This window comes from Selenomonas ruminantium AC2024 (assembly GCF_000687995.1).
Lineage (GTDB): Bacteria > Bacillota > Negativicutes > Selenomonadales > Selenomonadaceae > Selenomonas_A > Selenomonas_A ruminantium_B.
In genome coordinates, this window is record NZ_JIAC01000001.1 from 1,193,724 (window position 1) to 1,216,897 (window position 23,174).

20 protein-coding genes are annotated in these 23,174 nt (G+C 52.3%); 19 read left to right on the top strand and 1 reads right to left on the bottom strand.

Features of this window, described 5'->3' with window-relative positions; genetic code table 11:
• Positions 1-114 precede the first annotated feature (114 nt).
• The 13 genes from P157_RS0105535 (at position 115) to nagA (ending at position 10,692) form a co-directional block, all read left to right on the top strand.
• Complete coding sequence (locus tag P157_RS0105535; RefSeq protein WP_026760124.1) at positions 115-519, top strand: hypothetical protein; 405 nt, start codon at positions 115-117, stop codon at positions 517-519.
• Between the two features lie 23 nt (positions 520-542).
• Positions 543-1,418, top strand: a complete 876-nt coding sequence (locus tag P157_RS0105540) for a hypothetical protein (protein WP_026760125.1) — start codon at positions 543-545, stop codon at positions 1,416-1,418.
• 158 nt (positions 1,419-1,576) lie between these two features.
• On the top strand, positions 1,577-2,545 hold the full coding sequence (locus P157_RS0105545; protein WP_026760126.1) for an alpha/beta hydrolase: 969 nt from the start codon (positions 1,577-1,579) through the stop codon (positions 2,543-2,545).
• 13 nt (positions 2,546-2,558) lie between these two features.
• On the top strand, positions 2,559-3,002 hold the full coding sequence (dtd, locus tag P157_RS0105550) for a D-aminoacyl-tRNA deacylase (RefSeq protein ID WP_026760127.1): 444 nt from the start codon (positions 2,559-2,561) through the stop codon (positions 3,000-3,002).
• Positions 3,002-4,243 (top strand): aminopeptidase, encoded by a 1,242-nt coding sequence (locus P157_RS0105555; RefSeq protein ID WP_026760128.1) that lies wholly within the window; start codon positions 3,002-3,004, stop codon positions 4,241-4,243. The genes dtd and P157_RS0105555 overlap by 1 nt, the downstream gene beginning before the upstream one ends.
• Positions 4,237-4,875: a hypothetical protein gene (locus tag P157_RS0105560; RefSeq protein ID WP_026760129.1), complete on the top strand. Its 639-nt coding sequence runs from the start codon at positions 4,237-4,239 to the stop codon at positions 4,873-4,875. Before P157_RS0105555 ends, P157_RS0105560 begins: the two co-directional genes overlap by 7 nt.
• Entirely contained in the window at positions 4,872-5,771 is a 900-nt protein-coding gene (locus P157_RS0105565; protein ID WP_026760130.1) for a YitT family protein, read from the top strand. Before P157_RS0105560 ends, P157_RS0105565 begins: the two co-directional genes overlap by 4 nt.
• 34 nt (positions 5,772-5,805) lie before the next feature.
• Positions 5,806-6,372 carry a peptidylprolyl isomerase gene (locus tag P157_RS0105570; RefSeq protein ID WP_026760131.1) on the top strand — a complete coding sequence of 189 codons (567 nt, stop codon included), beginning with the start codon at positions 5,806-5,808 and terminating at the stop codon, positions 6,370-6,372.
• Positions 6,362-6,628: a GIY-YIG nuclease family protein gene (locus P157_RS0105575; protein WP_026760132.1), complete on the top strand. Its 267-nt coding sequence runs from the start codon at positions 6,362-6,364 to the stop codon at positions 6,626-6,628. Before P157_RS0105570 ends, P157_RS0105575 begins: the two co-directional genes overlap by 11 nt.
• A gap of 4 nt (positions 6,629-6,632) precedes the next feature.
• Positions 6,633-7,481 (top strand): undecaprenyl-diphosphate phosphatase, encoded by an 849-nt coding sequence (locus P157_RS0105580; RefSeq protein ID WP_026760133.1) that lies wholly within the window; start codon positions 6,633-6,635, stop codon positions 7,479-7,481.
• 162 nt (positions 7,482-7,643) lie between these two features.
• Positions 7,644-8,276, top strand: a complete 633-nt coding sequence (gene pth / locus P157_RS0105585; protein WP_026760134.1) for an aminoacyl-tRNA hydrolase — start codon at positions 7,644-7,646, stop codon at positions 8,274-8,276.
• A complete protein-coding gene (locus P157_RS0105590; protein WP_026760135.1) occupies positions 8,263-9,510 on the top strand; it encodes a radical SAM protein in 1,248 nt (415 codons plus the stop codon). Before pth ends, P157_RS0105590 begins: the two co-directional genes overlap by 14 nt.
• A 27-nt stretch (positions 9,511-9,537) precedes the next feature.
• Positions 9,538-10,692: an N-acetylglucosamine-6-phosphate deacetylase gene (nagA, locus tag P157_RS0105595; protein WP_026760136.1), complete on the top strand. Its 1,155-nt coding sequence runs from the start codon at positions 9,538-9,540 to the stop codon at positions 10,690-10,692.
• 240 nt (positions 10,693-10,932) lie between these two features.
• Here the strand turns inward: nagA and P157_RS0105600 are convergent, their stop codons facing one another.
• Positions 10,933-11,676, bottom strand: coding sequence for a Fic family protein (locus P157_RS0105600; RefSeq protein ID WP_026760137.1), 744 nt, complete (start codon positions 11,674-11,676; stop codon positions 10,933-10,935).
• A gap of 170 nt (positions 11,677-11,846) precedes the next feature.
• On the opposite strand from P157_RS0105600, the gene P157_RS0105605 reads away from it, so the two are divergent.
• From P157_RS0105605 to addA, 6 genes are all read left to right on the top strand, one after another.
• Positions 11,847-13,064: a PAS domain-containing protein gene (locus P157_RS0105605; protein ID WP_155266709.1), complete on the top strand. Its 1,218-nt coding sequence runs from the start codon at positions 11,847-11,849 to the stop codon at positions 13,062-13,064.
• 122 nt (positions 13,065-13,186) lie between these two features.
• Positions 13,187-13,633: an Hsp20 family protein gene (locus P157_RS0105610; RefSeq protein WP_026760139.1), complete on the top strand. Its 447-nt coding sequence runs from the start codon at positions 13,187-13,189 to the stop codon at positions 13,631-13,633.
• Positions 13,634-13,837: 204 nt separating this feature from the next.
• Positions 13,838-14,626, top strand: a complete 789-nt coding sequence (locus tag P157_RS0105615) for a CheR family methyltransferase (RefSeq protein ID WP_026760140.1) — start codon at positions 13,838-13,840, stop codon at positions 14,624-14,626.
• A 35-nt stretch (positions 14,627-14,661) separates the two neighbouring features.
• On the top strand, positions 14,662-15,639 hold the full coding sequence (locus P157_RS0105620) for a phenylacetate--CoA ligase family protein (RefSeq protein WP_026760141.1): 978 nt from the start codon (positions 14,662-14,664) through the stop codon (positions 15,637-15,639).
• Between the two features lie 54 nt (positions 15,640-15,693).
• Positions 15,694-19,284, top strand: coding sequence for a helicase-exonuclease AddAB subunit AddB (addB, locus tag P157_RS0105625; RefSeq protein WP_026760142.1), 3,591 nt, complete (start codon positions 15,694-15,696; stop codon positions 19,282-19,284).
• On the top strand, positions 19,250-23,173 hold the full coding sequence (gene addA, locus P157_RS0105630) for a helicase-exonuclease AddAB subunit AddA (protein WP_026760143.1): 3,924 nt from the start codon (positions 19,250-19,252) through the stop codon (positions 23,171-23,173). Before addB ends, addA begins: the two co-directional genes overlap by 35 nt.
• Position 23,174: the final 1 nt, after the last annotated feature.

Here is a 23,174-nt window from a genome sequence, read left to right on the forward strand (position 1 = left end):
TGAATCTTAATAATAGTGTTATATAATATAAAGTGGTTAGGATGTGAGGTTGAGAGGAAAGTCTGAACAGCATAACTAATGAGCGGCATAAAGAAGAAAAAGGAGGGCAGAAACATGAGGTCGTATGTATCAAAGTTATTTGCGTGTTTAGTGTTTACCTTGCTTTGCACGGCAATTTTGCCGTCGGCAGTGCAGGCGAGGCCGGTCATCAAGTTTCAGATTGAGCATGTCTATCTGCATCATGCGGGTGAAGTAGAAGTTGTCGGTTACTTTGAAAACACCGGCGACCGTGGGGCTTATGTTAAGTGGACGGACATTGACCTTACGTTGATTGCGGACAACGGTCAGAGGATGTGGTCAGATAAAGGCATTCGTCATTACGTGAACGATGTCTATGTGCCAGCCAATCAGTATGTGGCTTATACCTGTTACATCCAGAATCCGGATATTCCCGAATATCATGGCAAATATCGTCACCGCTGGCATTCAAATACGCATTGGGAAAAGGCTGCAGGTTGAAGTGACGCAGGAGGGGATTGCAAATGGATATGCAGGAAACTTTGCACAGGATATTGCGCCACATGCTGTTAATCGGGGCAATGACTTGTTTTATCGCCAGTATTGCTGGTGGAGAGTCTGCTATGGCGGCAGCAAATGTAGCAGGCATAGCAGCACAGAAAGCAGCGGCGGTTATTGACAGCATTCAGCCCATAGTGGGAACTTGGCGTGAAACAGGTGCAACTGATGCGCGAAGTCTGGTCATCTACGCAGATGGCAAGTATGAAATGACCTACAAAGACGGCAAGTCCTTTGGCATGGTTAAGGTAACGACAGAAGAACATCCGGATGGTTCAAAATCATATTGGTATTCGTTTTTGGAAGGCGGCGGCGTAGTTCTTGAGGATAAGAACACAGTCTCGCCTTGGTATTCGGCGTACACAAGTGCTAACAAATTATGGGCTGCTTTTGCCAAGGACGAAAAGAAAGCAACGCAGAAAGACCTTTATTCAGGACAGGATGGAGCCATGCATTTTGTGCGCTATGCCGAAAATGGCTACGAAAAAAAACGTGCGGGCATTAAGGCCGAAGATTATCTGGGTGTCTGGGGAAGTGGTCGCTGTTCTGCCGTAGTCAGCCGGGAGGGTAATGGTTTTCTGATAGAAATTCAATGGGCAAGCAATGCCGCTGAAGGCAGCCGCTGGGTCTATCATTGCAGCTATGACAATTTTGCGGCTATCCTTTTCAGCAATGGTGATGGAACGCGTATCGACTATGTTTATTCGGAAGATGGCACAGGCAAAAACAAGATGGTCTATAATGATGGTCATGCGCTCTTTGTCCTGTGTGATGGCATAATGCGTTGGCAGGACAAAAAGGAAAATACGGGTAATGGTGTAGAGTTCACCAAATTTCCCTGATAAGCCATACAATCTGTTGGACGATTACGTTGCTGTATTTGCAAAAAGTACATCGGATGGTGACGGCACTTTACCCCATTAAGGGATAGCAAAAATTCCATATCGGTGTTAAAATGTAATCATCTTTGTTTTTAGGCAGGCAGTAGAAAGGTGATTACATGCACAAGATGTTTTTATCCTGTCTCCTGACAGCTGTCCTTACGGCGGCGGCTGTGGCTGCGGCCTTTGTCGTGGGGACAGGATATTTTGTTGGCAATTATGCGGTACACTTCGGGCTCGAACGGGGCACCGTGGAAAATCCCCAGGAACCGCCCCGCGCTTTTGCTCTTTTGATGCCGCCGGAAGCACGGCATTATGATAAACCGGATTTTACAAATGAAGAGTGGACGCTGACTTCCCGCGATAAGCTGATATTAAAGGCTACGCATTTTTATCCGGATGAGGATAGTGGGGCCGATAAATGGGTTATCGTGGTTCATGGTTATGGTGGTACGCAGGAAAATTCCTATTATATTGCCACGCATTATCTGAAGATGGGTTATCATGTGCTGACGCCGGATTTGCGGGCGGCAGGCAAGAGTGAGGGCCGCTATCTGACCATGGGCTATCGCGAGAGTGTGGATATTGTGGACTGGGCCAGACGGATTGCCCTTTACTATCCGCAGGCCAAGATTATTCTGCATGGCGTGTCCATGGGGGCGGCCACGGTGATGATGGCCTGTGATGAGGAAGATTTGCCGAAGAATGTAGCAGCTTGCGTGGAAGAAAGCGGCTACACCAGCGCTTTTGATTTGCTCGTGCATCAGATACACGAGTCTTTGGGGCTGCCGGCATTCCCGGCCATGAATCTTTTGGACTGGCGGTGTCAGCAGGTGGCAGGGTTCAGCCTCAATCAGGCGGTGCCGGAAGTTGCGGTTATGCACTCGAAAGTGCCTATCCTGTTTATTCATGGCACGAAGGATGCCTTGGTGCCGCCCGCTATGGCCGAGCAGCTTTACCGGGATGCAAAAGCCCCGGACAAGAGTCTGCTCTTAATCCATGATGCGGTTCATGGGGTAGCCTGTCAGAAGGACGAAAAATTGTATTTTAAGACGGTGCAGGAGTTTGCGGCGCCGTATATGCAGTAAGAGGAGTGAAATTGTGCGGGCAGTGGTAACGCGGGTAAAATCCGCCAGTGTAGAAATAGAAGGAAAAGTAAACGGCGCGATTGAGCAGGGATTTTTGGTGCTCTTGGGCGTAGGGCCGGAGGATAATGCCGAATCAGCACAGAAACTGGCCGAGAAGATTTATAATGTCCGGGTGTTCTCCGATGATGCCGGCAAGATGAACTTAAATCTCGAACAGGTGGGCGGCTCCATGCTGGTGATTTCCCAGTTCACGCTCTATGCGGACTTGAAGAAACGCCGTCCCGGTTTCAGCCATGCGGCACCGCCGGCCATGGCCAATGAACTCTATGAAGTCTTTATGCAGGATTTGCGGGATTTAGGCGTGACGGTGGAGCATGGTGAATTCGGTGCAGATATGCAGGTGGAATCGGTGAACGATGGCCCTGTGACCTTATGTTTCGATACGGAGGCTTTGTGATGCAGGCAGAACTGTTGCAAAAATATGCAGAATTAGTGGTAAATGTCGGGGTAAATATTCAGAAGGACCAGATTCTGGTCATCAATTCCCCGATTGAATGTGCGGACTTTGCCCGCAAGATTTCCGAGGCGGCCTTCAAGGCCGGTGCCCATGATGTGGTGATGAGCTGGGGGGATGAACTCTCGGCTCATATCCGCTATGAACATGGCAAGAAGGGACTCTTTACCGAGTTCCCCGAATGGCGGGTGAAATTCTATCAGGGTTATGCCGAGCAGGGCGCGGCGTTTGTGTCCATAGCCGCCCGTGATCCGCAGATTTTCAGCGATATTGAGCCGGAGAAGCTTAAACTGGCCAATCAGGCAGCTGGTGCGGCGCTCTTAGAATACCGTGAACGACTGATGAGTAACAAGAATACCTGGTGCGTGGTGTCCGTGCCGACCAAGGGCTGGGCCACGAAGGTATTCCCGGAAGATACAGCCGAAAAAGCTGTGGAAAAACTTTGGCAGGCCATCTTTAAGACGGTGCGCATCGGTGAAGGTATCGACACGGTGGCCGAATGGCGCAAGCATATCGACTTCCTACAACAGGCGGCCAAGTTCCTCAATGAGCAGAAGTTTGTCAAGCTTCATTATAAGAATGCCAGCGGCACCGATTTGGAAATCGAACTGCCGGAAGGCCATATCTGGGCTGGTGGTGCGGAAAAGTCGGAGCTGGGCATAGAGTTTGCCGCCAATATGCCGACGGAGGAAGTTTATAGCATGCCCAAGCGTGATGGCGTAAACGGCACGGTTGTGGCTTCAAAGCCGCTAAATTACAATGGTAATCTGATTGAAAACTTCAAGCTGATTTTTAAGGACGGCAAAGTGGTTGATTATACGGCAGAAAAAGGTGCGGAAATCCTCAAAGGTCTGTTGGAAACCGATGAAGGAGCAAGTTACTTGGGTGAAGTGGCCCTCGTACCCTTTGATTCGCCGATTTCGCAGAGCGGCATTTTGTTCTACAACACCCTGTTTGATGAAAATGCCTCCTGCCATCTGGCACTGGGCAAGGCCTATCCGACCTGTATGGAAGGCGGCGAGAAGATGGACAGCGTGACCCTTCTGCAGCATGGTGTCAACGATTCGCTGGTGCATGAGGACTTCATGATTGGCACCCGGGATTTGGAAATCATCGGCACAACTGCTGATGGCCGGGAGATTAAGATTTTTGAACAGGGCAATTTCGGGAGGAACTTATGGTAAAGAATATGCGCCGCGTGTTTTCTTTTAGCCTGCTGCTGCTTTGCTTGTGGAGCACAGTCTGCCTGGCGGCGGGGAAAGTCGTGGACGAGGATTTTTCCTGCAAGGGCGTAATGCTCGGTGACAGCGAAAGTGTTCTGCAGGCGAAGTGGGGCGAAGCGCTCTATGATAAAACCGTTATCAAGCAGGGCGTGAAGGTTAAGACTTATGTTTATAAAGACCGCAGCGAGGCCAGCGTTGCGGTGCGCACGGGGAAAGTCGTGGACTTTACCGTGGATATGGAAACTTATGTTGCCCGCCGCAATGTACGGCAGGGCGCCACGAAGTTCTGGCTGGAAAAAATCTATGGCAAGACCCCGCGGAAGTTCGTGGATGGGGATTATTATTTGATTTATAGCCGGGAAAAACATCCCCATCAGCATCTGCTGTTAAAGGTGGATTCTGAGGACGGCCATCTGCTGGATTTGCACATCACCAATCTGCCGTTGGATGAGGCCGAGCAGACGGCTATGGCCGAAGAAGGGGACCCAATGATGATGCCAGGGGATATTGATGATGACAATGTCCATATGGAAATTGACCTTTCCAACTTGCCGCAGGATAAAGAAGTGCGTGTGGGAGGCTTAGGCAGATGATTCAGCTCAGGCTGTTGGAGCATCGTTTATTGCGTTATGTGGGCATTACGGTGGGCTGTCTGATTGCCAGCTGCTCCATCAATCTCTTTCTGGTGCCTTCCCACCTGCTGACGGGCGGTGCTACGGGCATTGCCATGATTGTCTATTACCTCACGCATCTGCCCATTGGTGTGCAGACTTTTGCTTATAATATTCCGCTATTGATGGCGGCCTGGCGGCTGCTCGGCAAGGGCTATACCTGTGATGTGGTCATCGGTACGGCGATTTTTTCCTTCTGTCTGGACTTTACCAAGCCATTAAACGCCTATGCGCCGGTCAGCGATTATATGCTGGCGGCGATTTTTGGCGGTGTGTTCAATGGGATTGGCTATGGTATTGTGTTCCGCATGAACGGCAGTACCGGCGGCTTTGATATCGTGGGCGCCATTGCCAAGAAGTTTTATTCCTTTAATATGGGCGGCGTGATTTTTGGCTTTAACTGTCTGGTGATGCTGGCGGCGGCGTTTATGTTTGGCGTGGCGCCGGCGATGTTCACGCTTATCTGCATGTTCATGAATGCCATGGTGACGGATAAGGTGATTGCGGGCTTTAACAGCCGCAAGGCGCTTTTAATCGTGTCCAATCAGGCAGAATCTATTGCTGAGGGCATTATGGAAGTGGGCCGCGGCGTAACCTTCCTGCATGGGCAGGGCGCGTTTACCCGCCGGGAGCGCAATGTCGTGTTCGTGGTCGTGACGTTAACGCAGGTGGCCAAGATGAAGATGATTATAAACGCCATCGACCCGGACGCCTTTGTGATTATCATGTCGGCAAGCGAAGTCATGGGGCATGGCTTTAGTTCGCCGGGCGTCAAGACTGGTGCAGTGATTCACCGTTATAGCAATAACGGACGGTAATTTATAGTTGCATTAGAGAGGGGAATTTTGTACAATGAAAAAGATATTGATTATGATGCTGGTATTGATGACGGCTCTTTCTGCGGGCTGCATCGCTGGCGGTAAAGATAATGGAGGCAAAAAAGTGGCTAATCGCATTGCAGTTTTTGAAACCAACAAAGGTACCTTTGAAATTGAACTCTTCGAGGATAAGACCCCGATTACGACGAAGAACTTTATCGACCTGACGGAAAAAGGCTTCTACAATGGCGTGATTTTCCATCGCGTGATTGACGGCTTTATGATTCAGGGCGGCGACCCGCAGGGCACGGGCATGGGCGGCCCAGGCTACACCATCGAGGATGAATTCCTGGATGACCTGCGCTTTGATTGTGAAGGTATTCTTGCTATGGCCAACACGGGTATGCCCCACACGGGCGGCAGCCAGTTCTTCATCACGCTCGACAAGACTCCCTGGCTCAACGGCAAGCACACCATCTTCGGCAAAGTGGTAAAGGGCATGGATGTTGTTCGCACCATCGGCCACAGCGAAACGGATTTTGCTGACCGTCCGCTGGAAAAAGTCGTGATGGAAAAAGTTACCATTAAAGATGCCAAATAAGGACGAGAACTACACCTATATTTTAGAGTGCAGTGACGGCAGTTTTTATACAGGCTGGACAAATGACCTCGAAAAGCGGGTCAGGACGCACAATGCCGGCCGGGGCGGGAAATACACCCGCGCCCGCCTGCCTGTGCGTCTTGTCTATTTTGAAGCCTTTGCCGATAAGCGGGAGGCCCAGAGCCGTGAGTGGCATATCAAACAGCTGACTCATGAGCAGAAGCGGAAGTTAGTAGAGAGTAGCGAGAGGAAGTAATACGGTGGATTTAAGCATAGTGGAACTGCTGAAAGTAGTAGTTCTCGGTATTGTAGAAGGTCTGACGGAATGGCTGCCGGTGTCGAGTACCGGTCATATGATTCTGGTGGACGAATTTATCAAGCTGGATGTCAGCAAGGACTTTATGGATATGTTCCTGGTGGTAATTCAGCTCGGCGCCATTCTGGCCGTTGTGGCATTGAATTTTGAAAAGCTCAATCCCTGGTCGGATTGGAAGACGAAGAAGGAAAAGCGGGATACGGTGAGCCTGTGGATGAAGGTTATCGTGGCCTGCATTCCCGCAGCCGTGATTGGCCTAATGTTCAACAAGTATATGGAAGAGCATTTCATGACGGCGCCGGTGGTGGCTACGACGCTTATCTTCTACGGCCTGCTCTTTATCTGGATTGAGAATTACAACAAGCACCGCCGTCCGCGGATTAACGACTTGGCAAACTTGGATTACCGTACGGCGTTCATTATCGGCCTGTTCCAGGTGCTTTCTTTGGTGCCGGGTACCAGCCGTTCCGGTGCGACCATTATCGGCGGTATCCTCTTTGGTGCCAGCCGTATCGTCGCTGCGGAATTTACGTTCTTCCTGGCTATTCCGGTCATGTTCGGCGCGAGCCTCCTCAAGATGGTCAAGTTCGGCCTGCATTACACGGGCGCGGAAATCGTCATCATGGTGGTGGGCATGGTTACGGCCTTTATCGTTTCCATCCTGTCCATCAAGTTCCTCTTGAGCTATATCAAGACCAATGACTTCAAGGCCTTTGGCTGGTATCGTATCGTACTGGGCATTATCGTAATCGCCTATCTGTTCTTAGTAGGCGACCCGACAGCGGATAAATAAGTAGACAGAAGTTTAGCAAGGGCCTTCCCCTAGAGGGGAAGGGGGACCGCAAAGCGGTGGATGAGGTGTTTGGTGATAATAAACAGCTTTTACACCTCATCCGTCAGCCTTACGGCTGCCACCTTCCCCTCTAGGGGAAGGCTATTTTTTTAGGAGGAAGTTATGAAAATAATAGCAGGCCTGGGCAATCCCGGCAGTGAATATGCTGCGACCAAGCATAATGTCGGTTTTATGCTAGTGGATGCGCTGGCAGATAAATTGGGCATTGACAATTGGCAGGATAAATTCGATGCCAAAGTCGCGCAGGGCTTTTTGGGCACGGAAAAAATTCTGCTCGTAAAGCCTCTGACCTATATGAACGAAAGCGGGCGGGCAATCGGGCCGCTGATGAATTTTTACAAGCTGGAGACGGAGGATTTAATCGTTGTCCATGACGATATGGATATTCCGGCGGGCACGGTGCGCATCCGCAAAAAGGGCAGTGCGGGCGGCCATAACGGCATTAAATCCGTACTGGCGCATTTGGGGGATGAACACTTTGCCCGCGTGCGGATTGGCATTGGTCGTCCCCTGCCGGGCTGGACGGTGGTCAATCATGTGCTGGCACCGTTTACGGACGAGGACAAGCCGAAAATCAGGGAAGCCATTGACTACCTGTTGCCGGCTGTCGAGTGCATTGTAAAAGAAGATGTGGATATGGCGATGAATAAGTATAATCCCAAGAAGCAGAAGAAAAAGAAGGCTGTTGAAGCAGCAGAAACGCAGGAAGGAGGCACAGAAAATGCCGCAGAATGAGTTGATTACGGCTGTCTATGCCGATGAGGATGGCAATATCTTAGATGCTCCGGGTATGCAGGGCATGGGCCGTACAGGCAGGGATAATATCCTGCTCAAACCGGAGGATTTGATTCCCCTGCCGGAAAGCGCGGATTTAATGCTCCTGCCCGACCATCTGGCGGTGGGCATGGCCAGTGATGGCGAGGTTATGCCCATCAGTGGGCTGGCTGTGGCCGCGATTCTGCCGGCCGGTTATACGCGCCTCTATATGCCCGCCTATGAGCGCGCCGAAGAAGCAGAGCGCCTGCCGTTATACGGCTATACGGCAGTGGTGGTCTACAAGGACGAGCTTTATTGCGCCGCTGTTTATACGGATGAAAACGAGAAATGGGACCCCGTGCATTACAATACGAAGGACCTCAAAAATCTCGTCAAGCGTACGAAGAAGGATTTGCCGGGCAACCGCATTGTGGAACAGGTCGCAGGCTGCTCACTAAAATGGCACTGCTGCACGGCGCAGAACCTTTTCTACCGCCGCTGGGAATGCGGCATTCCAACTTCGCCGGTCTGCAATGCCAACTGCTTTGGCTGTATCTCCCTGCAGCCCGCAGAGTGCTGTCCGTCACCGCAACAGCGCATTAACTTCCGTCCGACACCGGAGGAAATTGCCGAAGTCGGCGTGTACCATCTGCAGGTGGCTCCCGATGGCATTATCAGTTTCGGTCAGGGCTGTGAAGGCGAGCCGAGTTTGGCGGCGGATAATATCGCCGCGGGCATTAAGCTGATTCGCCAGCAGACCGATAAGGGCCAGATTAACATGAATTCCAACGTGGGCTGGACGGAAGGCGTCAAGAAGATTGTGGACGCAGGCCTCGATTCCCTGCGGGTGTCTATTATTTCTGCAAGGGATGAAGGCTATGATGCCTATTACCGTGCCAGTTACCATCTGGAAAATGTCAAGGAGTCCATCCGCTATGCGTTGGACAAGGGCGTCTATGTGTCCCTGAATCTGCTGTACTTCCCCGGCTTCAATGACCGGGAGGAAGAGCTGGCGGCCTGGCAGGAATTCTTCCGGGAGCTGCCGGTGCAGATGATTCAGGTGCGCAATCTCAATATCGACCCCGACGCATTCCTCGACATCATGCCGGAACCGCAGGGCAAGGCTGTGGGCACGCGGAAGTTTATCGAAACACTCCATGCGGAATTCCCACAGCTCGTTATCGGCAGTTTCAGCCATTATGTAGAAGACTAAACAACTGGAGAAAAGAGGCGCAGTTTCGTGTTAGCAATTCAGAACGGCAAGTTTATTGTTCCCAATGAAGCAGGCGATTTCGTCGCCCGTCAAGAGGGCGTCCTGCTCTGCGAGGGGGAGAAAATCAAAGGCTTTGTGGCAGACGGGGAAATTCCCAAGAACGCAGAGGTGATTGACGCCCAAGGAAATTATGTGGCGCCGGGTTTCCTCAATGTCCATATTCATGGCTGTGCCGGAGCGGACACCATGGATGGTACGGAAGAGGCTTTGGCTCGCATGGCCAGACTGCAGGCGCAGACCGGCGTAACAGGCTTTTTGCCCACGACCATGACCTGCAGATGGCATGAGGTCGAGGATGCTCTGGCTACCGTCATGGAGGCCATGGAAAGCCAGCCCATGGGCGCGCGGGTACTTGGTGCTCATATGGAAGGCCCATTTATCAGCCCGGCAAAGAAGGGCGCACAGGCGGAAGAAAATATCCGTCAGGCAGATTATAAGCTGGTGAAGCCTTGGGAAAAGGTGGTAAAAATCATTACGCTGGCTCCCGAAGAACTGCCGGATTACGATTTCGTAGATAAATGCCATGCTGCCGGCATCACTGTGTCCATCGGGCATACGGCGGCAGATTACGATACGGCAGTCAGCGCAGTTAAGGAACATGGTATTCATCACTTCACCCATGTCTATAATGCGATGACGGGCTTTAGCCACCGCAGTCCTGGTGTGGTAGGCGCGGCTTTTGATACCGAAGCCAACTGTGAAATCATTGCCGATAATGTGCATAGTCATCCTGCGGCGCAGCGGCTCTTATATCATGCCAAGGGCGGGAAGAACATCGTGCTGATTACCGACAGCCTGCGTGCCTGCGGCTTGGGCGATGGCCCCTCGGAATTGGGCGGGCAGGAAGTCTTTGTCAAGGGGGAACTCGCCACGCTAAAAGACGGCACCATTGCCGGCAGTGTGGCAACGATGAACCGCTGTGTTAAGATTTTCTGGGAGAATACGGGAGCGGAGCTGCCGCAGATTATCGAGATGGTGACGAAGACACCGGCGCAGGAGTTGGCGCTGTATGAGAAAATCGGCTCGCTGGAAAGTGGGAAGCGGGCGGATATTGTTATCTTTGATGAAGAGGTGCAGATTCACAAGACCGTTATCGGCGGCAAGGTTTATTACCACGATTGAGTTTGTGGCAAAAGGCGCGGCAGGCGAGGACTAGCTGTCATCCGCTGCGGCGCGGAACTAAAAATATTTTTTATCTTTAATTTAAGGGCTGGAAAAGTCAAAACTCGCTGTGCTCAGACAGTTGACTTTTCCAGCCCTTTTTGTCGTATGATAAAAAATATTTTCTTTACGTTCCGCGCCTAACGCTGCTGTCAGCCAGTCTCCGCCTGCCGCTTATTGCTAGGTTCGTAGTTAAAAAACTTAGCTGAAATCTTTTACGAAGTGCTTGCAGTAAGCTGTGTACTTATCCTGCGCAGAGAGGCAGGTGTCAGTCAGATACCCCGGCTCACGGTAGAATTCCCGCAAGCCGCGGTAGTAAAATTGTTTGTGGTCATTGTCGATGATGAAGGGGATGATACCGAAGGCCAGGCAGTCTTTGAAGAGCAACAGGCGTCCTACTCGTCCATTTCCATCTTGGAAGGGATGAATGGCTTCAAAGTCTACATGAAATTTGAGCAGGTCATGGAAATCATGGCTGCTTATGTTTTGATAATGCGTCAGCAGTTTCTGGATTTCTCCTGCTACATTATCGGGAGCGCAGGTTTCTTTATCGCCAATGGTATTGGGCAAACCTTTGTATTCGCCCACATTGAACCAGTCAAGGTCAACATCGGTCGTATTGGCTTTGAGAATTTGGTGCAGTTGCTTGATAAAATTTTCATCTGTGGGCTGGTCATAGTTTTTCAATATATAGTCAAAGGCTCGGAAGTGGTTCATGGTTTCGATGATGTCATTGCTGTCGATGACTTCGTCGCCGTTGCTGAGAATCGTATGGGTGTTGAACAGGTTTATGGTATGCTCATGGCTGAGCTTGCTGCCTTCGATACGGTTGCTGTTGTAGGCAAGGCTGGTCTGCGTATAATGATAAATGCCATTTTTATATTTGGCTGCTTGTTCTGTTTTTAGCTGGTGAATTAAGAGTTGGACATTTTCTTGTGGACTCATTGCAGGCTCCTTTCAAAAAAATTATCTCTTTTATTATATCACAGTATGGGGCGGGGGATGGGAGATTATCCGGATAGTTTTGTAACGATTGAAACAGAAAGTATTGCGCTGGGCATTTATAATGGAGACAATGGATCATACGGTTTAGTTTGACATAAGGAGAAAGTTTGATGAAGACGATAGATTTTAGCTTGATGGTGGCGGAGCTGGTGAAAGCGGAACCGCAGGTGGCGGAGATTTTGAGCGGGTTGGGGCTGGGGAATTTGGTCAGCCTGGAGGCGCTGCAGGTCATGGGCAATATTATGACGATTCCGCGGGCGGCGGCGATGAAGGGAGTGGCTTTAACGCAGGTAGTGGCAGCTTTTGAAGCGCAGGGCTTTCAGGTGCTAAATGGGGCGCCGATGCCGCAGGAGAATTTGACATGTCAAATGACCGGTCATTTTGACATGTCAATGGAACTGCCCGCAGGGCATCCGATAAGCCTGCTGCGGTTGGAAAATGCCGGTTTGGAGAAGGTATTGGATAATCTGCAGGGCGAGTGTGGCGCAGATAAGGAAGTGGATGCGCCGCGGGTCATTAAGGCTATGCAGGAGGTCAATGCGCTGCGCTCGCATTATGCCAAGAAGGAAGAACTTTTGATGGCGCAGCTTTATAAATACGGCGTAACGGGGCCATCGCAGGTCATGTGGAATGAGGATGATGAAATCAAGAAGGAATTGGGCGTCCTCACCCGCGCGGTCATGGAAGACGCCGATAATGTTATGCTTTACAGAGGGCGCATTGCCGCAGTGGCCAGCCGGGCACGGGGGATGATTGCCAAGGAGGAAAAGATTCTCTTTCCGCTGTGCCTGCGCTTTTATACGGCGGAGGAATGGCTGCTGATTTACCGGGATTTTGGCGAAATGGGCATGGCCTTTGTGGAAAATCCTCCGAAGTGGCAGGAAGGGGAAGACTGGGCGGCAAAAGAGCTGACCAAGGTAAGAGAGCAGGACATTCTGGCGGGCAGGATTCAGCTGCCTACGGGGGAATTAACCGTCAAGCAGCTCAGCGCCATCTTTTCGCTGCTGCCCCTGGACCTCACCTTTATCGATGCAGAGGAAAAGCTGCGCTTCTTCATCAATGAAGGCCGTGTGTTCCCGCGGCCTTTGGCGGCACTGGGGCGGGATGTGGCCGAGTGCCACCCGCCGCATATTGTGCCCGTGGTCAGAAATCTTGTGGCAGATTTCAAGGCGAAAAAGCGCACATCCTTGGAGGTGGCCCGCTATATCATGGGTAAGCCGATTCTCGTAAAGTATATGGCTGTGTATGATGAGGCCGGTGAGTATATGGGAACTTTGGAGGCGGTGCAGGACTGCAGCCATATTCTGGAAAAATTTGCCCAGCGGTAAGTGACGAATTTGGGACGCTGCTCTGGGCGTCTTTTTCCTGCTTGCAATTTTCAGAATATTATAGTACAATATGACATATCGAAGCAAGGAATTATCGTTCATAATCAATAGGAGGGGTATCTATGTTTAGAGCAGTGCCATTTCATCTGAAAGAAAATGCTGAGCGCGGTTATGATGTTTTGGAAAAGGTTTTAAGCTACGCAGCGGAGCAGTCCCTGAATCCTCTGGGCAAAGTCAGCGGTGCCCTGTCCTCCTTCAAGGTGGATGTGGTCGAGACAGAGGCCGCCTATGAACTCTTTGCAGAGCTGCCGGGCTTCTATAAAGAGCAGATTACCGTGTCTTATGATGATGACAATTATCTGCGCATCAAGGCTCAGCGGGCGGAAGCGGCAGATGCCAGCATCAAGTATCTGTGCCGGGAGCGCAAGAGCGGTGACTTCGAGCGCACTTTTTACATTGATTCTATTGACAAAAAGGCGGTAAACGTGGCCTTTGAGAACGGCATCCTGCATATCGTTCTGCCCAAGCAGAAGGAAGAGGATGGCCGTACGGTGTTTGATATCGAGTGATGATTTAGAGGGAGAGTCTGCCAGTGCCAGAAAAAGGGTGCCAGCAGGCTCTCTTTATGGTAGAATAAAAAGGAAATGTGAAAATATTTTTACTGTCTGCGGGAACAGGCAGGATTTTTTTAGATGGAAAGGGAATAGTACATAGAGTAAGTAGAAAAGGAATCGTCTGCGAGCAGACCAGAGGAGAGTTGGGAGGGACTAAAGATGATGGATGAAAAGGATTGGGCGGAGTTTAAGAGAAAACTGAAATCCAAGACCGAAATCGATCTGGACTTATACAAAGAACCCCAGATGAAACGGCGTATTGGCAATCTGGTTACCAGAGCCAGTATGAACTCCTATGTGGAGTATTTTGATAATGCGGCCAAGAACAAAGATGATTTTGCGGCCTTCATAGAGTATCTGACCATTAACGTGTCTGAGTTCTTCCGTACTCCGGAGAAATTTGGCAAGCTGGAGACGGATGTTATTCCCGACCTCCTGAAGCGTTCGTCGAAACTCAATATCTGGAGTGCAGGCTGCTCCATCGGGGCTGAGCCGTACTCGCTGGCCATCATCATGAAGGAAATGACCCCAAATGTGAAGCATCGCATCTTAGCTTCGGATTTGGATATTGAAATCCTGGCCAAGGCCAAACGCGGGGTCTATACCAAAGATGAAATCAAGGCCATGAAGCCGGAACGACTCAATAAGTATTTCAAGCCCGTCGAAGGTGAGAAGTACGCAGTAAACCAGGAGATTAAGAACTGCATTGAATTCAAGCGCCACAATCTTCTCAAAGACCCCTTCGAAAACGGCTTTGATTTGATTCTGTGCCGCAATGTGGTTATCTATTTCACCGAAGAAGCCAAAGACCAGCTTTACGCTAACTTCTTCAAGGCGCTCAAGCCCGGCGGCATCCTCTTTGTAGGAGCAACAGAGGCTATCTTAAACTTCCGCAAATTAGGTTATACCAGTTTCCAGCCATTCTTCTATCAGAAACCATTGACTTAATGTCAACAATACCAATAAAGGATCGGAGCTAAATCATGTACGCGAATCAACAGATAGAACAATTGGATAGGGAAGGCATGCAGGCCTTGCAGCTGGAGCGCTTGCAAAAGCAGCTCAAATGGGCAGAGGAGAAGAGTTTCTTCTACCAACAGAAATTTTCCAAGGCCGGCGTGACTGCAAAGGATATTCAAAGCCTTGAGGATGTCAAGAGGCTTCCTTTCCTGACCTCTAATGAGCTTTATCAGATTGATTCGTTGGATATTCTCACCATGCCTTTGTCCGGCATCCTGCGCTTCAGCGTGGTGCAGCAGGAAAATGGTGAGGTGACGAAACTCTACACTAACGGTGATATAGCCCATAATGTGGAGATGATGACCCGCAGTCTGGTGGCGGCGGGAATTAATCAGACTTCCGTGGTGGCCCTGCAGGGCGATATGTCCGACAGCCGTAGCATGGATATCCAGTATGCGCTGGAAATGCTCGGAGCTACCGTGGTGGCCATGGGCACGGACTACCGGCAGTGGCTCCGCTTTATGGAACTGGTGAGCATGGACACCATCATCAGTACGCCCCAGCTCATCATGCAGCTGATTATCCAGCTGCAGGCTACGGGCAAAAATATAGCGGACTACCCCATTACCCGGGTTATCTGCCGCAATCAGCAGGGCCTGCAGAATGCTATGCAGAGACATATTGCGGACAGAACCCATGCCACCGTGTACAATTTCTATGAACCGGCGGAACTCGGAACGGCCAGCATGTTGTTCCAATGTGAAGCCCATAAGGGCTATCATATTCAGGAAGATTATTTCTATCCGGAAATTGTGGCCTTCCATAGTGACCAGGTGGTGACGGAGCCTCATCAGATGGGCGAGCTCGTGGTGACGACCTTAATGGCGGAGGCCATGCCGCTCATTCGTTACCGGACAGGACAGGCCGTAATGATGGAAACGGATACATGCGACTGCGGGCGCACGCTGCATCGGGTGACCACACCATTTACCTTTATGTGAGACCTTGGAGCCTTCCCCAGCGGGGAAGGCTTTTTTATTTTGTGAGGAATGACAATGACTGCAACTTTAGATTTTATTATCGGCCGGGCGGGCACGGGCAAGACGCATGCCTGCCTGACGGCCATGCAGCAGGAAATGACGGAGCGGCCTTTAGGCCCCGCGCTTATTCTGCTGTTGCCGGAACATATGACCTATAAGGCAGAGCGGGAACTTGCCACCATGATGAAGGAACATGGGCAGGGCTTTTTCCGTGCCTATGTTTTTGGCTTCCGCCGCTTTGCCCGGCAGATTCTTTTGGAAACGGGCGGCGACCTGCCCCGTATCAGTGATGTGGGCCGGCGCCTGCTGCTGCAAAAACTGCTGCTGCAGCATCAGAAGGACAAGGATTTGACGGTCTTTGCCCGGGCGGCACGGCAGCGGGGCTTTACAGAAACCCTGTCTGATGCCATCAAGGAGATAAAAAGCTACCGGTTGACTACGGATAAGCTGCGGCAGGCGGCAGAATTGGTCGGCAAAGGACAGGAACGCCTTTCCGGCAAGGTGCGGGAACTCAGCACGCTTGCGGATGAATTTGCCGCCGCCATGGACGGGCGCAAAAGTGATGCGGAAGATTTGATGAACATTCTGGCGGATAAGATTCCGGAAGCGGAGCTCATGCAGGGCGCGGAAGTCTGGATGGACGGCTTTGTGTTCTTCAACCCGCAGGAGATGAATGTGCTTGCAGCGATTCTCGCCAGTGCCGCCAAGGTGCATATTACACTGCCAATGATGGGGGAACAACTGCCTGCTGGGCAGGTGAATTTCCAGCTTACGGAAAACACCAGTGAAACGGGACTATTTAACCGTCCCTATCGCACGATGGAAAATATCTGCCGGTTAATGCAGGAATTGGAACCGCAAAAAGCAGGCTTTTGGCAGCCCGTCACCCTGCTTACGCATAATTACCGTGCGCAAAATCCTGCGCTTAGCTGGCTCGAGGAAAAATTATTTGGTCAGGTGGAAGCCGCAAAAGACGAGCCGGAAAATCTGCGGCTGGTGGAAGCGGCCAACCGCCGTATTGAGCTGGAGACGGCGGCTGCCGATATTTTGCGGCTGGTGCGGGAGGAAGGTTATCGCTATCGGGAAATCGGTGTTCTTATCCGCAATGCCGAAGATTATGATGGAATCCTGCCCTTGGTCTTTCAGGATTATGGCATTCCCTTTTTTGCGGACGGCAAGCGGCAGAGCATTCATCATCCGTTGGCGGAACTTCTGCGCTCGGGGCTGGAAGTCGTGCAGAAGGGCTGGAATTATGAAAATATCTTCCGCTGTCTGCGCACGGGCTTTTTCCCCTTGGTGCGGGATGATGTGGACAAGCTCGAAAACTACGTGCTGGAATTTGGCCTGCGGGGCCGCAAGCGCTGGCTGCAGGAGACGGATTGGAACTGGCATCGGCGGTACTCGTTGGATGGGGAAGAGGAAGATACCGACGAGGAAACCAAGGCACATTTAGCGCAGATTGACGGCTTGCGGCGGCAGGCTGTGGAGGCCTTGGCCGGGTTTGACCAGTCAATCCGGCAGGCCGAAGATGTGACCGGTCAGGTTACGGCACTCTATGACTTTTTGCGTGCTCTGGAGGTGCCGGCCCATCTGGCGAAGTGGCAGGAAGTGGCCGAAGCCGAAGGCCGTTTGGCCGATGCCGCTGAGCACAAGCAGATTTGGGCAGACATCATGGAATTTTTCGACCAGCTTGTGGAAATCAGCGGCGGGGAAAAGATGAGCCTGAGCGATTTTGCCGCAGTGCTCGGAGACGGTCTTGATGCCGTGAGCCTGTCTTTGATTCCGCCTGGCCTTGATTATGTGACGGTGGCTTCCTTTGACCAGAACAGTTTGGCAGGAACAAGGGCCATCTATATTCTTGGAGCCAACGCCGGCACCATGCCCCGGCGCATTGGCGAGACGGGGATGTTTACGGATGCGGACAGGCTCCATCTGGCAGAAGCACTGGAAGAAATGAAGGCAGAGGGCGGTGAAGCCCTGAGCATTTCCCGTGGCGGCCAGGAGCGCAGCTTCGGCGAGCGCTTCCTGCTCTATCGCGGCTTTAATGAATCGCGTGAGTACCTTTGGGTATCCTATGCGTTGGCAGATGCGGAAGGAAGCGGCCTGCAGCCTGCTCCGCTGGTGGGAAAATTAAAGCAGTGTTTTCCGAAGCTAAAATTGCTCTCCATTCCCTTGGAGACTTTGGGCCGCCATGATATGCTGCAGCTTTCGGCCGCAGGGCCTGCTGTGTCGGGGCTTAGCAATGCCCTGCGGGGACAGCGGGACGAGGGGAAGATGGATGTTTTTTGGCAGGATGTCTACAATTGGGCGCTAAAAGAGCCGGAATTGCAGAGGCCGATGAAATTGGCCCTGGCCGGGTTGTCACCCAAAGCTCCCGTAGGGGAGATTCCGGCAGAACTTGCGCAGGCAATCTTCCTGCGGGGCAAATTTCTGCGGGGCAGTGTCACCCAGTTCGAGCAGTTCCGCCGCTGTCCCTTTGCCCATTTTGCGAGCTACGGCCTGAAGCTGCAGGAGCGCCATACCTATGAATTCCGGCAGATGGATTTGGGCCAGCTCCTGCATGAGGTCATTCGTGAGTATGGTGAAATGGTGGCTAAGGATTATAACCGCCGCTGGCAGGATGTGCCTGAGGAAGCGCGGGGGCAGATTTGCCATGATTTGGTGGAGGAGGTTGCGCCCCGTCTGCAAAGTGAAATTTTGCTGAGCCGTCCCGATTACCGCCATTACAAGCGGCGCATGGAGGCTACGGCCCTGCAGGCGGTGAATCATCTTTCTGCCTGGGCGGCAATGTCCGAGTTCCAGCCTGCCTACTTTGAGGAAGGTTTTGGCCATGCCTTTGACCGGGTACAGTTGACACCGCTGCCCTTGGGCAATGGTTTTTCCCTGTCCCTGAAGGGGCAGATTGACCGTCTGGACGTACATCAGGAAAATCCCTACTTCCTGATTCTCGACTATAAGACGGGGCAGGCGGCCATCAATCTCTTTGAGGTCTACTATGGACTCAAACTGCAGCTGCTGGTCTATGTGCTGGTGGGGCAGGAGCTTCTGAAACAGCAGGACAAGGAAAGGCTGCCCGCCGGGATTCTCTACGCCCTGCTCCATAATCCCACCATTGCCACGGATAAGCGGATGAGCACCGAGGAAATGCAGGCGGCGATTAAGAAGAAGCTCACCATGCCGGGCTGGGTACTGGCGGATATGGATGTACTGCGCAGCATTGACGCGCAGCTGGAACACATCAAGCCGCAGACGAAAAAGGATGGGGAACTCGATGCCAAGACCATCAGCGGCCATTACGTCCGCACCCAGCAGGAATTTGAACTGCTGTTAGGTTATGTGGATTACATCCTGAAGGATACGGGCCGCGAGATTTTGTCCGGCAATATCCGCATCAGTCCCTACCGTTACGACAAAAAGGCGGAACGGACGGCCTGCACCTATTGCAACTATCGAATGCTCTGCGGCTTCGATACGGATATCGAGGGCTTTGCCTACAATGAGGTGGGCAATTTTGACGAGGAAGAAATGGAACGCCGGATGGCGGAAAAGATTGGAAGAGAGGATTTAGCCCATGCCATATACCAAGGACCAACAGAAAGCCATTGATACCCGGGATAAAAATATCCTGGTAGCCGCTGCCGCCGGCTCCGGCAAGACGCGGGTGCTGGTAGAGCGCATTATCCGTCAGCTTATTAATGGGGAGCTGGATGTGGATGAACTGCTGGTGGTGACCTTTACCAATGCGGCGGCGGCAGAAATGCGCGAGCGTATCGAGGCCGCGTTGGAAAAGGAACGGACAAAGGTTACCGACAAGCAGATGGCTGCCCGCCTTGAACGGCAGATGGTGCTTCTGACCGGGGCGGATATCTGCACCTTCCATTCCTTCTGTCAGCGGCTTATCCGTCAGCATATCGAAGCGATTGATGTAGACCCCAAGTTCCGTCTGGCCAGCGAGCAGGAACTAGTGCTGCTCAAAAACGACACGTTGGAAGCCATGCTGGAAGAAAAATACGAGCGCCCTGTGGAAGCGGATAAAATGCCGCAATGGGAGGATTTCATTTCCTTTATGGACGATTACGGCGACGAAAAAGGCGATGAAGAAGTCAAAGAAGCCGTGCTGAAGCTGCATAATTTTGCCCAGAGCCAGCCCTTCCCCGAAAAATGGCTGACCAGCCAGCAGAAAAACAAGGGAACTGACCTTTCCCATTCACACTGGCTTACGACGGCTGTGCCGGAAATGCGGGCGGGCCTGATGGCGGTTATCAGCCAATACGAAGAGGCGGCCGCCTTGGGAAAAACTGCTGATGACCCTGCGCTGACTGCCGCCTGGCTGCCTTATGGCGAATTGATGCAGCAGGATTTGGCAGGCCTTGACGCCATCCGTGAGGCCTTTAACGTGCTCGAAGCAAATCCTGACGGGCAAAAGTGGGATGAACTGGCCCGGCAGGTCAGCAAGTTTTCCTGGATTGCCATGCGGGGGAAAGTCTATAACGACCTCAAGACGCTCTATCCCGATATCCGCGAGCAGTTTAACAGCCGGCGGGATGCGGTGAAAAAGGCGTTGAAGAAATTTGCCGACAATTATCTGAGCCAGGAGGCGGCGCAGATTGAGGAAGACATTGCGGCCAATCAGCGGACGGCTGCGATTTATGCTCAGCTGGCCATAGATTTTGGACGGGCACTGCAGGCTGCCAAGAAGGAGCGCAACATTCTGGACTTCAACGATTTGGAGCATTTTGCGCTGGAAATTCTCTGCGTTGATGATGAGGATGGAGAGGTGGCGGCAAGTCCGGTGGCCCTTTCCCTGCAGGAGAAGTACAAATCCATCATGGTGGACGAGTATCAGGACACCAACGGTGTGCAGGAAGCCATCCTGAATTTGATTGCCCGGGAGGACAACCGCTTTACCGTTGGGGATGTGAAGCAGAGCATCTACCGCTTCCGGCTGGCCGACCCCTATCTCTTTCAGGCCAAATACGACAGCTTTCCCGAAGAACCCGCGGCAGGTGATAAGAATCAGCTCATCAACATGAAGCAGAACTTCCGCAGCCGCAGCGAGGTGCTGGCGCCCATAAACTTTATCTTTGACCAGATTATGACCAGAGGCGCGGCGGATATTGAATACGATGCGAACAGCAAGCTCTACCCCGGCAAGGATTATCCTGCCCATGAGCACAGCTTTGCCGGTGCAAGCGGGGCGATGGAATTGGATTTGGTCCTGCGTGCTGGCAAGGAGGAAAAGGCCGCGCCTGCGGGAAGTGACAGCGAAGATGAGGCTGAGGATTTATCCGGCTTCAATCTGGAAGCGGCCTATATTGCCAAGCGCATCGGTCAGCTGATGGAACAGGGCTATATGGTGCTCGACAAAGACAGCGACAGCTACCGTCCGTTGGAGTTCCGTGATATTGCGGTGTTGATGCGCGCGGTGAGCGGCAAGGCCAACATCTTGTTGGAAGCCATGCAGAAAAGGAGCGTGCCTGCCTATGCCGATGTGGACGGCGGGTACTTTGAGGCGGCAGAAGTGCGGCTGGTACTGGCCCTGCTCACGGTTATCGACAATGTGCGGCAGGATATTCCACTAGCGGCGGTGCTGGCTTCGCCGATTGGCGGCTTTTCCATGGAAGAACTGGCCAAAATCCGTCTGGCTTCGGCGACGGGCGATTTATATGACGGCCTGCTGGCCAGCTTTTCTCTGGACAGCAAATTGCCGCAGGAACTTGCGGCCCGCACGGCAAAGTTTCAGGAAGAATTGGCTAAATGGCGCAGTTATGCTGTGAGCCACAGTGTGCCGGAACTTATCTGGCTGCTCTATCGGGAGACCGGCTACTACGATTATGTCGGCGGCCTCAAAGGCGGCCTCCTGCGTCAGGCCAACCTGCGCATGCTGGCAGACCGCGCGGCAGAATACGAGCGCAGCAATTACCGTGGGCTCTTCCGTTTCCTGCGCTTTATCGAAAATCTCAAAAAGCGGGATACGGATTTATCCGTGGCCCGAACTTTAGGGGCCAGCGAAAATGTCGTGCGCATTATGAGTATTCACCGCAGCAAGGGGCTGGAATTTCCCGTGGTCATCGTGGCGGATATGGCTAAGCAGTTCAATCTGCGCGATGCCATGGGGACCTTCCTGTTGCACAAGGACCTGGGCATTGGCGTGCGCATTGCAGCGCGCTCCAAGGTCGGACGGCAAATCTATAAATCCCTGCCCTGGCAGGCAGTAGCGGCCAAAATCCGCGCCGAGTCAAAAGCAGAGGAAATGCGCATCCTCTATGTGGCCATGACCCGCGCACGGGAAAAACTCATTCTGACGGGCGTAATCGCTGAGGACAGCGCCGAGAAAAAAGCCCAGGGTTACTGCCGTTACGTGGACAGCGAGGTGCCTCAGCTGCCGGACTTTGCCATCAGCGGCGGCACAAGTTATTTGGATTGGGTGGCAGCCGCTCTTTGCCGTCATAGCGGGGCAGCTCCTCTGCGGAAGCTGGCCGGAGTAACGGCAGACGGCGGATTGGAACAGCAGTTAGAACCAGATGCGCAGGTGAAGATAAATATTTATTCGGAAGCAGAGGTGGCCGAAACTACTGCTTCCGAAGAAGGCTCGGATGAACTTTTGCAGGCGGCCATGAACCTTTCACCGATGCCTGCGTCTGCGGACAAGGAAAAGGTCGAGGCCATGCTGGATTGGCAGTATCCGGACTGGGGACTCGAACGTGTTCCGGCCAAACTTACGGTAACGGAGATAAAGCGGCGCTTTGCCGCAAGCAGCGAATGGGAAGAAGAACTGCCTGCCGCCCGCCAGCTGATTGTGCTGAATGAAGCCGCAGAACTGGAAGCGGCAGAGCCTGACCTGTCAGAAGTTGACAAGTCAGAAATTGACCAATCAAAAAATGACAGGTCAAATATTGACTTGTCAAAAGTGGAGGAAGCCGATTGGCCCCGTCCCCGCTTTATGCAGGAACAGGAGAAAAAACTTTCGCCCATGGAACGGGGCACCATCATGCACACGGTGATGCAGCGGCTGGATTTCCATGGAGATATAAGCTATCAGGGCATCAAAAAGCAGGTGGCGGCCATGGAAGCCAAGGGCATTTTGCCGGAGGGCGCCGGAAAAATCGTCTACATCAAGGGAATACAGAGCTTTTTCACCTCCGAAATCGGCCAGCTCGTGCAAAATGCCCAGGCGCTTTACCGGGAACTGCCCTTCAGCCGTATGCTGAAAGCCAGGGATTTTTACCCGGAAGTCAAAGAGGAGGATGAGCGGGTCTTTACGCAGGGCGTCATTGACCTGCTGCTCGAAACGGCGGCAGGGGAGTTAATCCTCATCGACTACAAGACCGACAGGTTGACTGATGCAGCCCGCATTCGGCGGCGCTATCAGATTCAGTTGGATTTGTACCGTCAGGCCGTCGAGGCCATCTTAGGCCGCAAAGTGGACAAAACCTATCTCTACCTGTTGCAAAATGGCAGTTTCGTGCCCATGGATGCAGAACAGGCAGGATAAA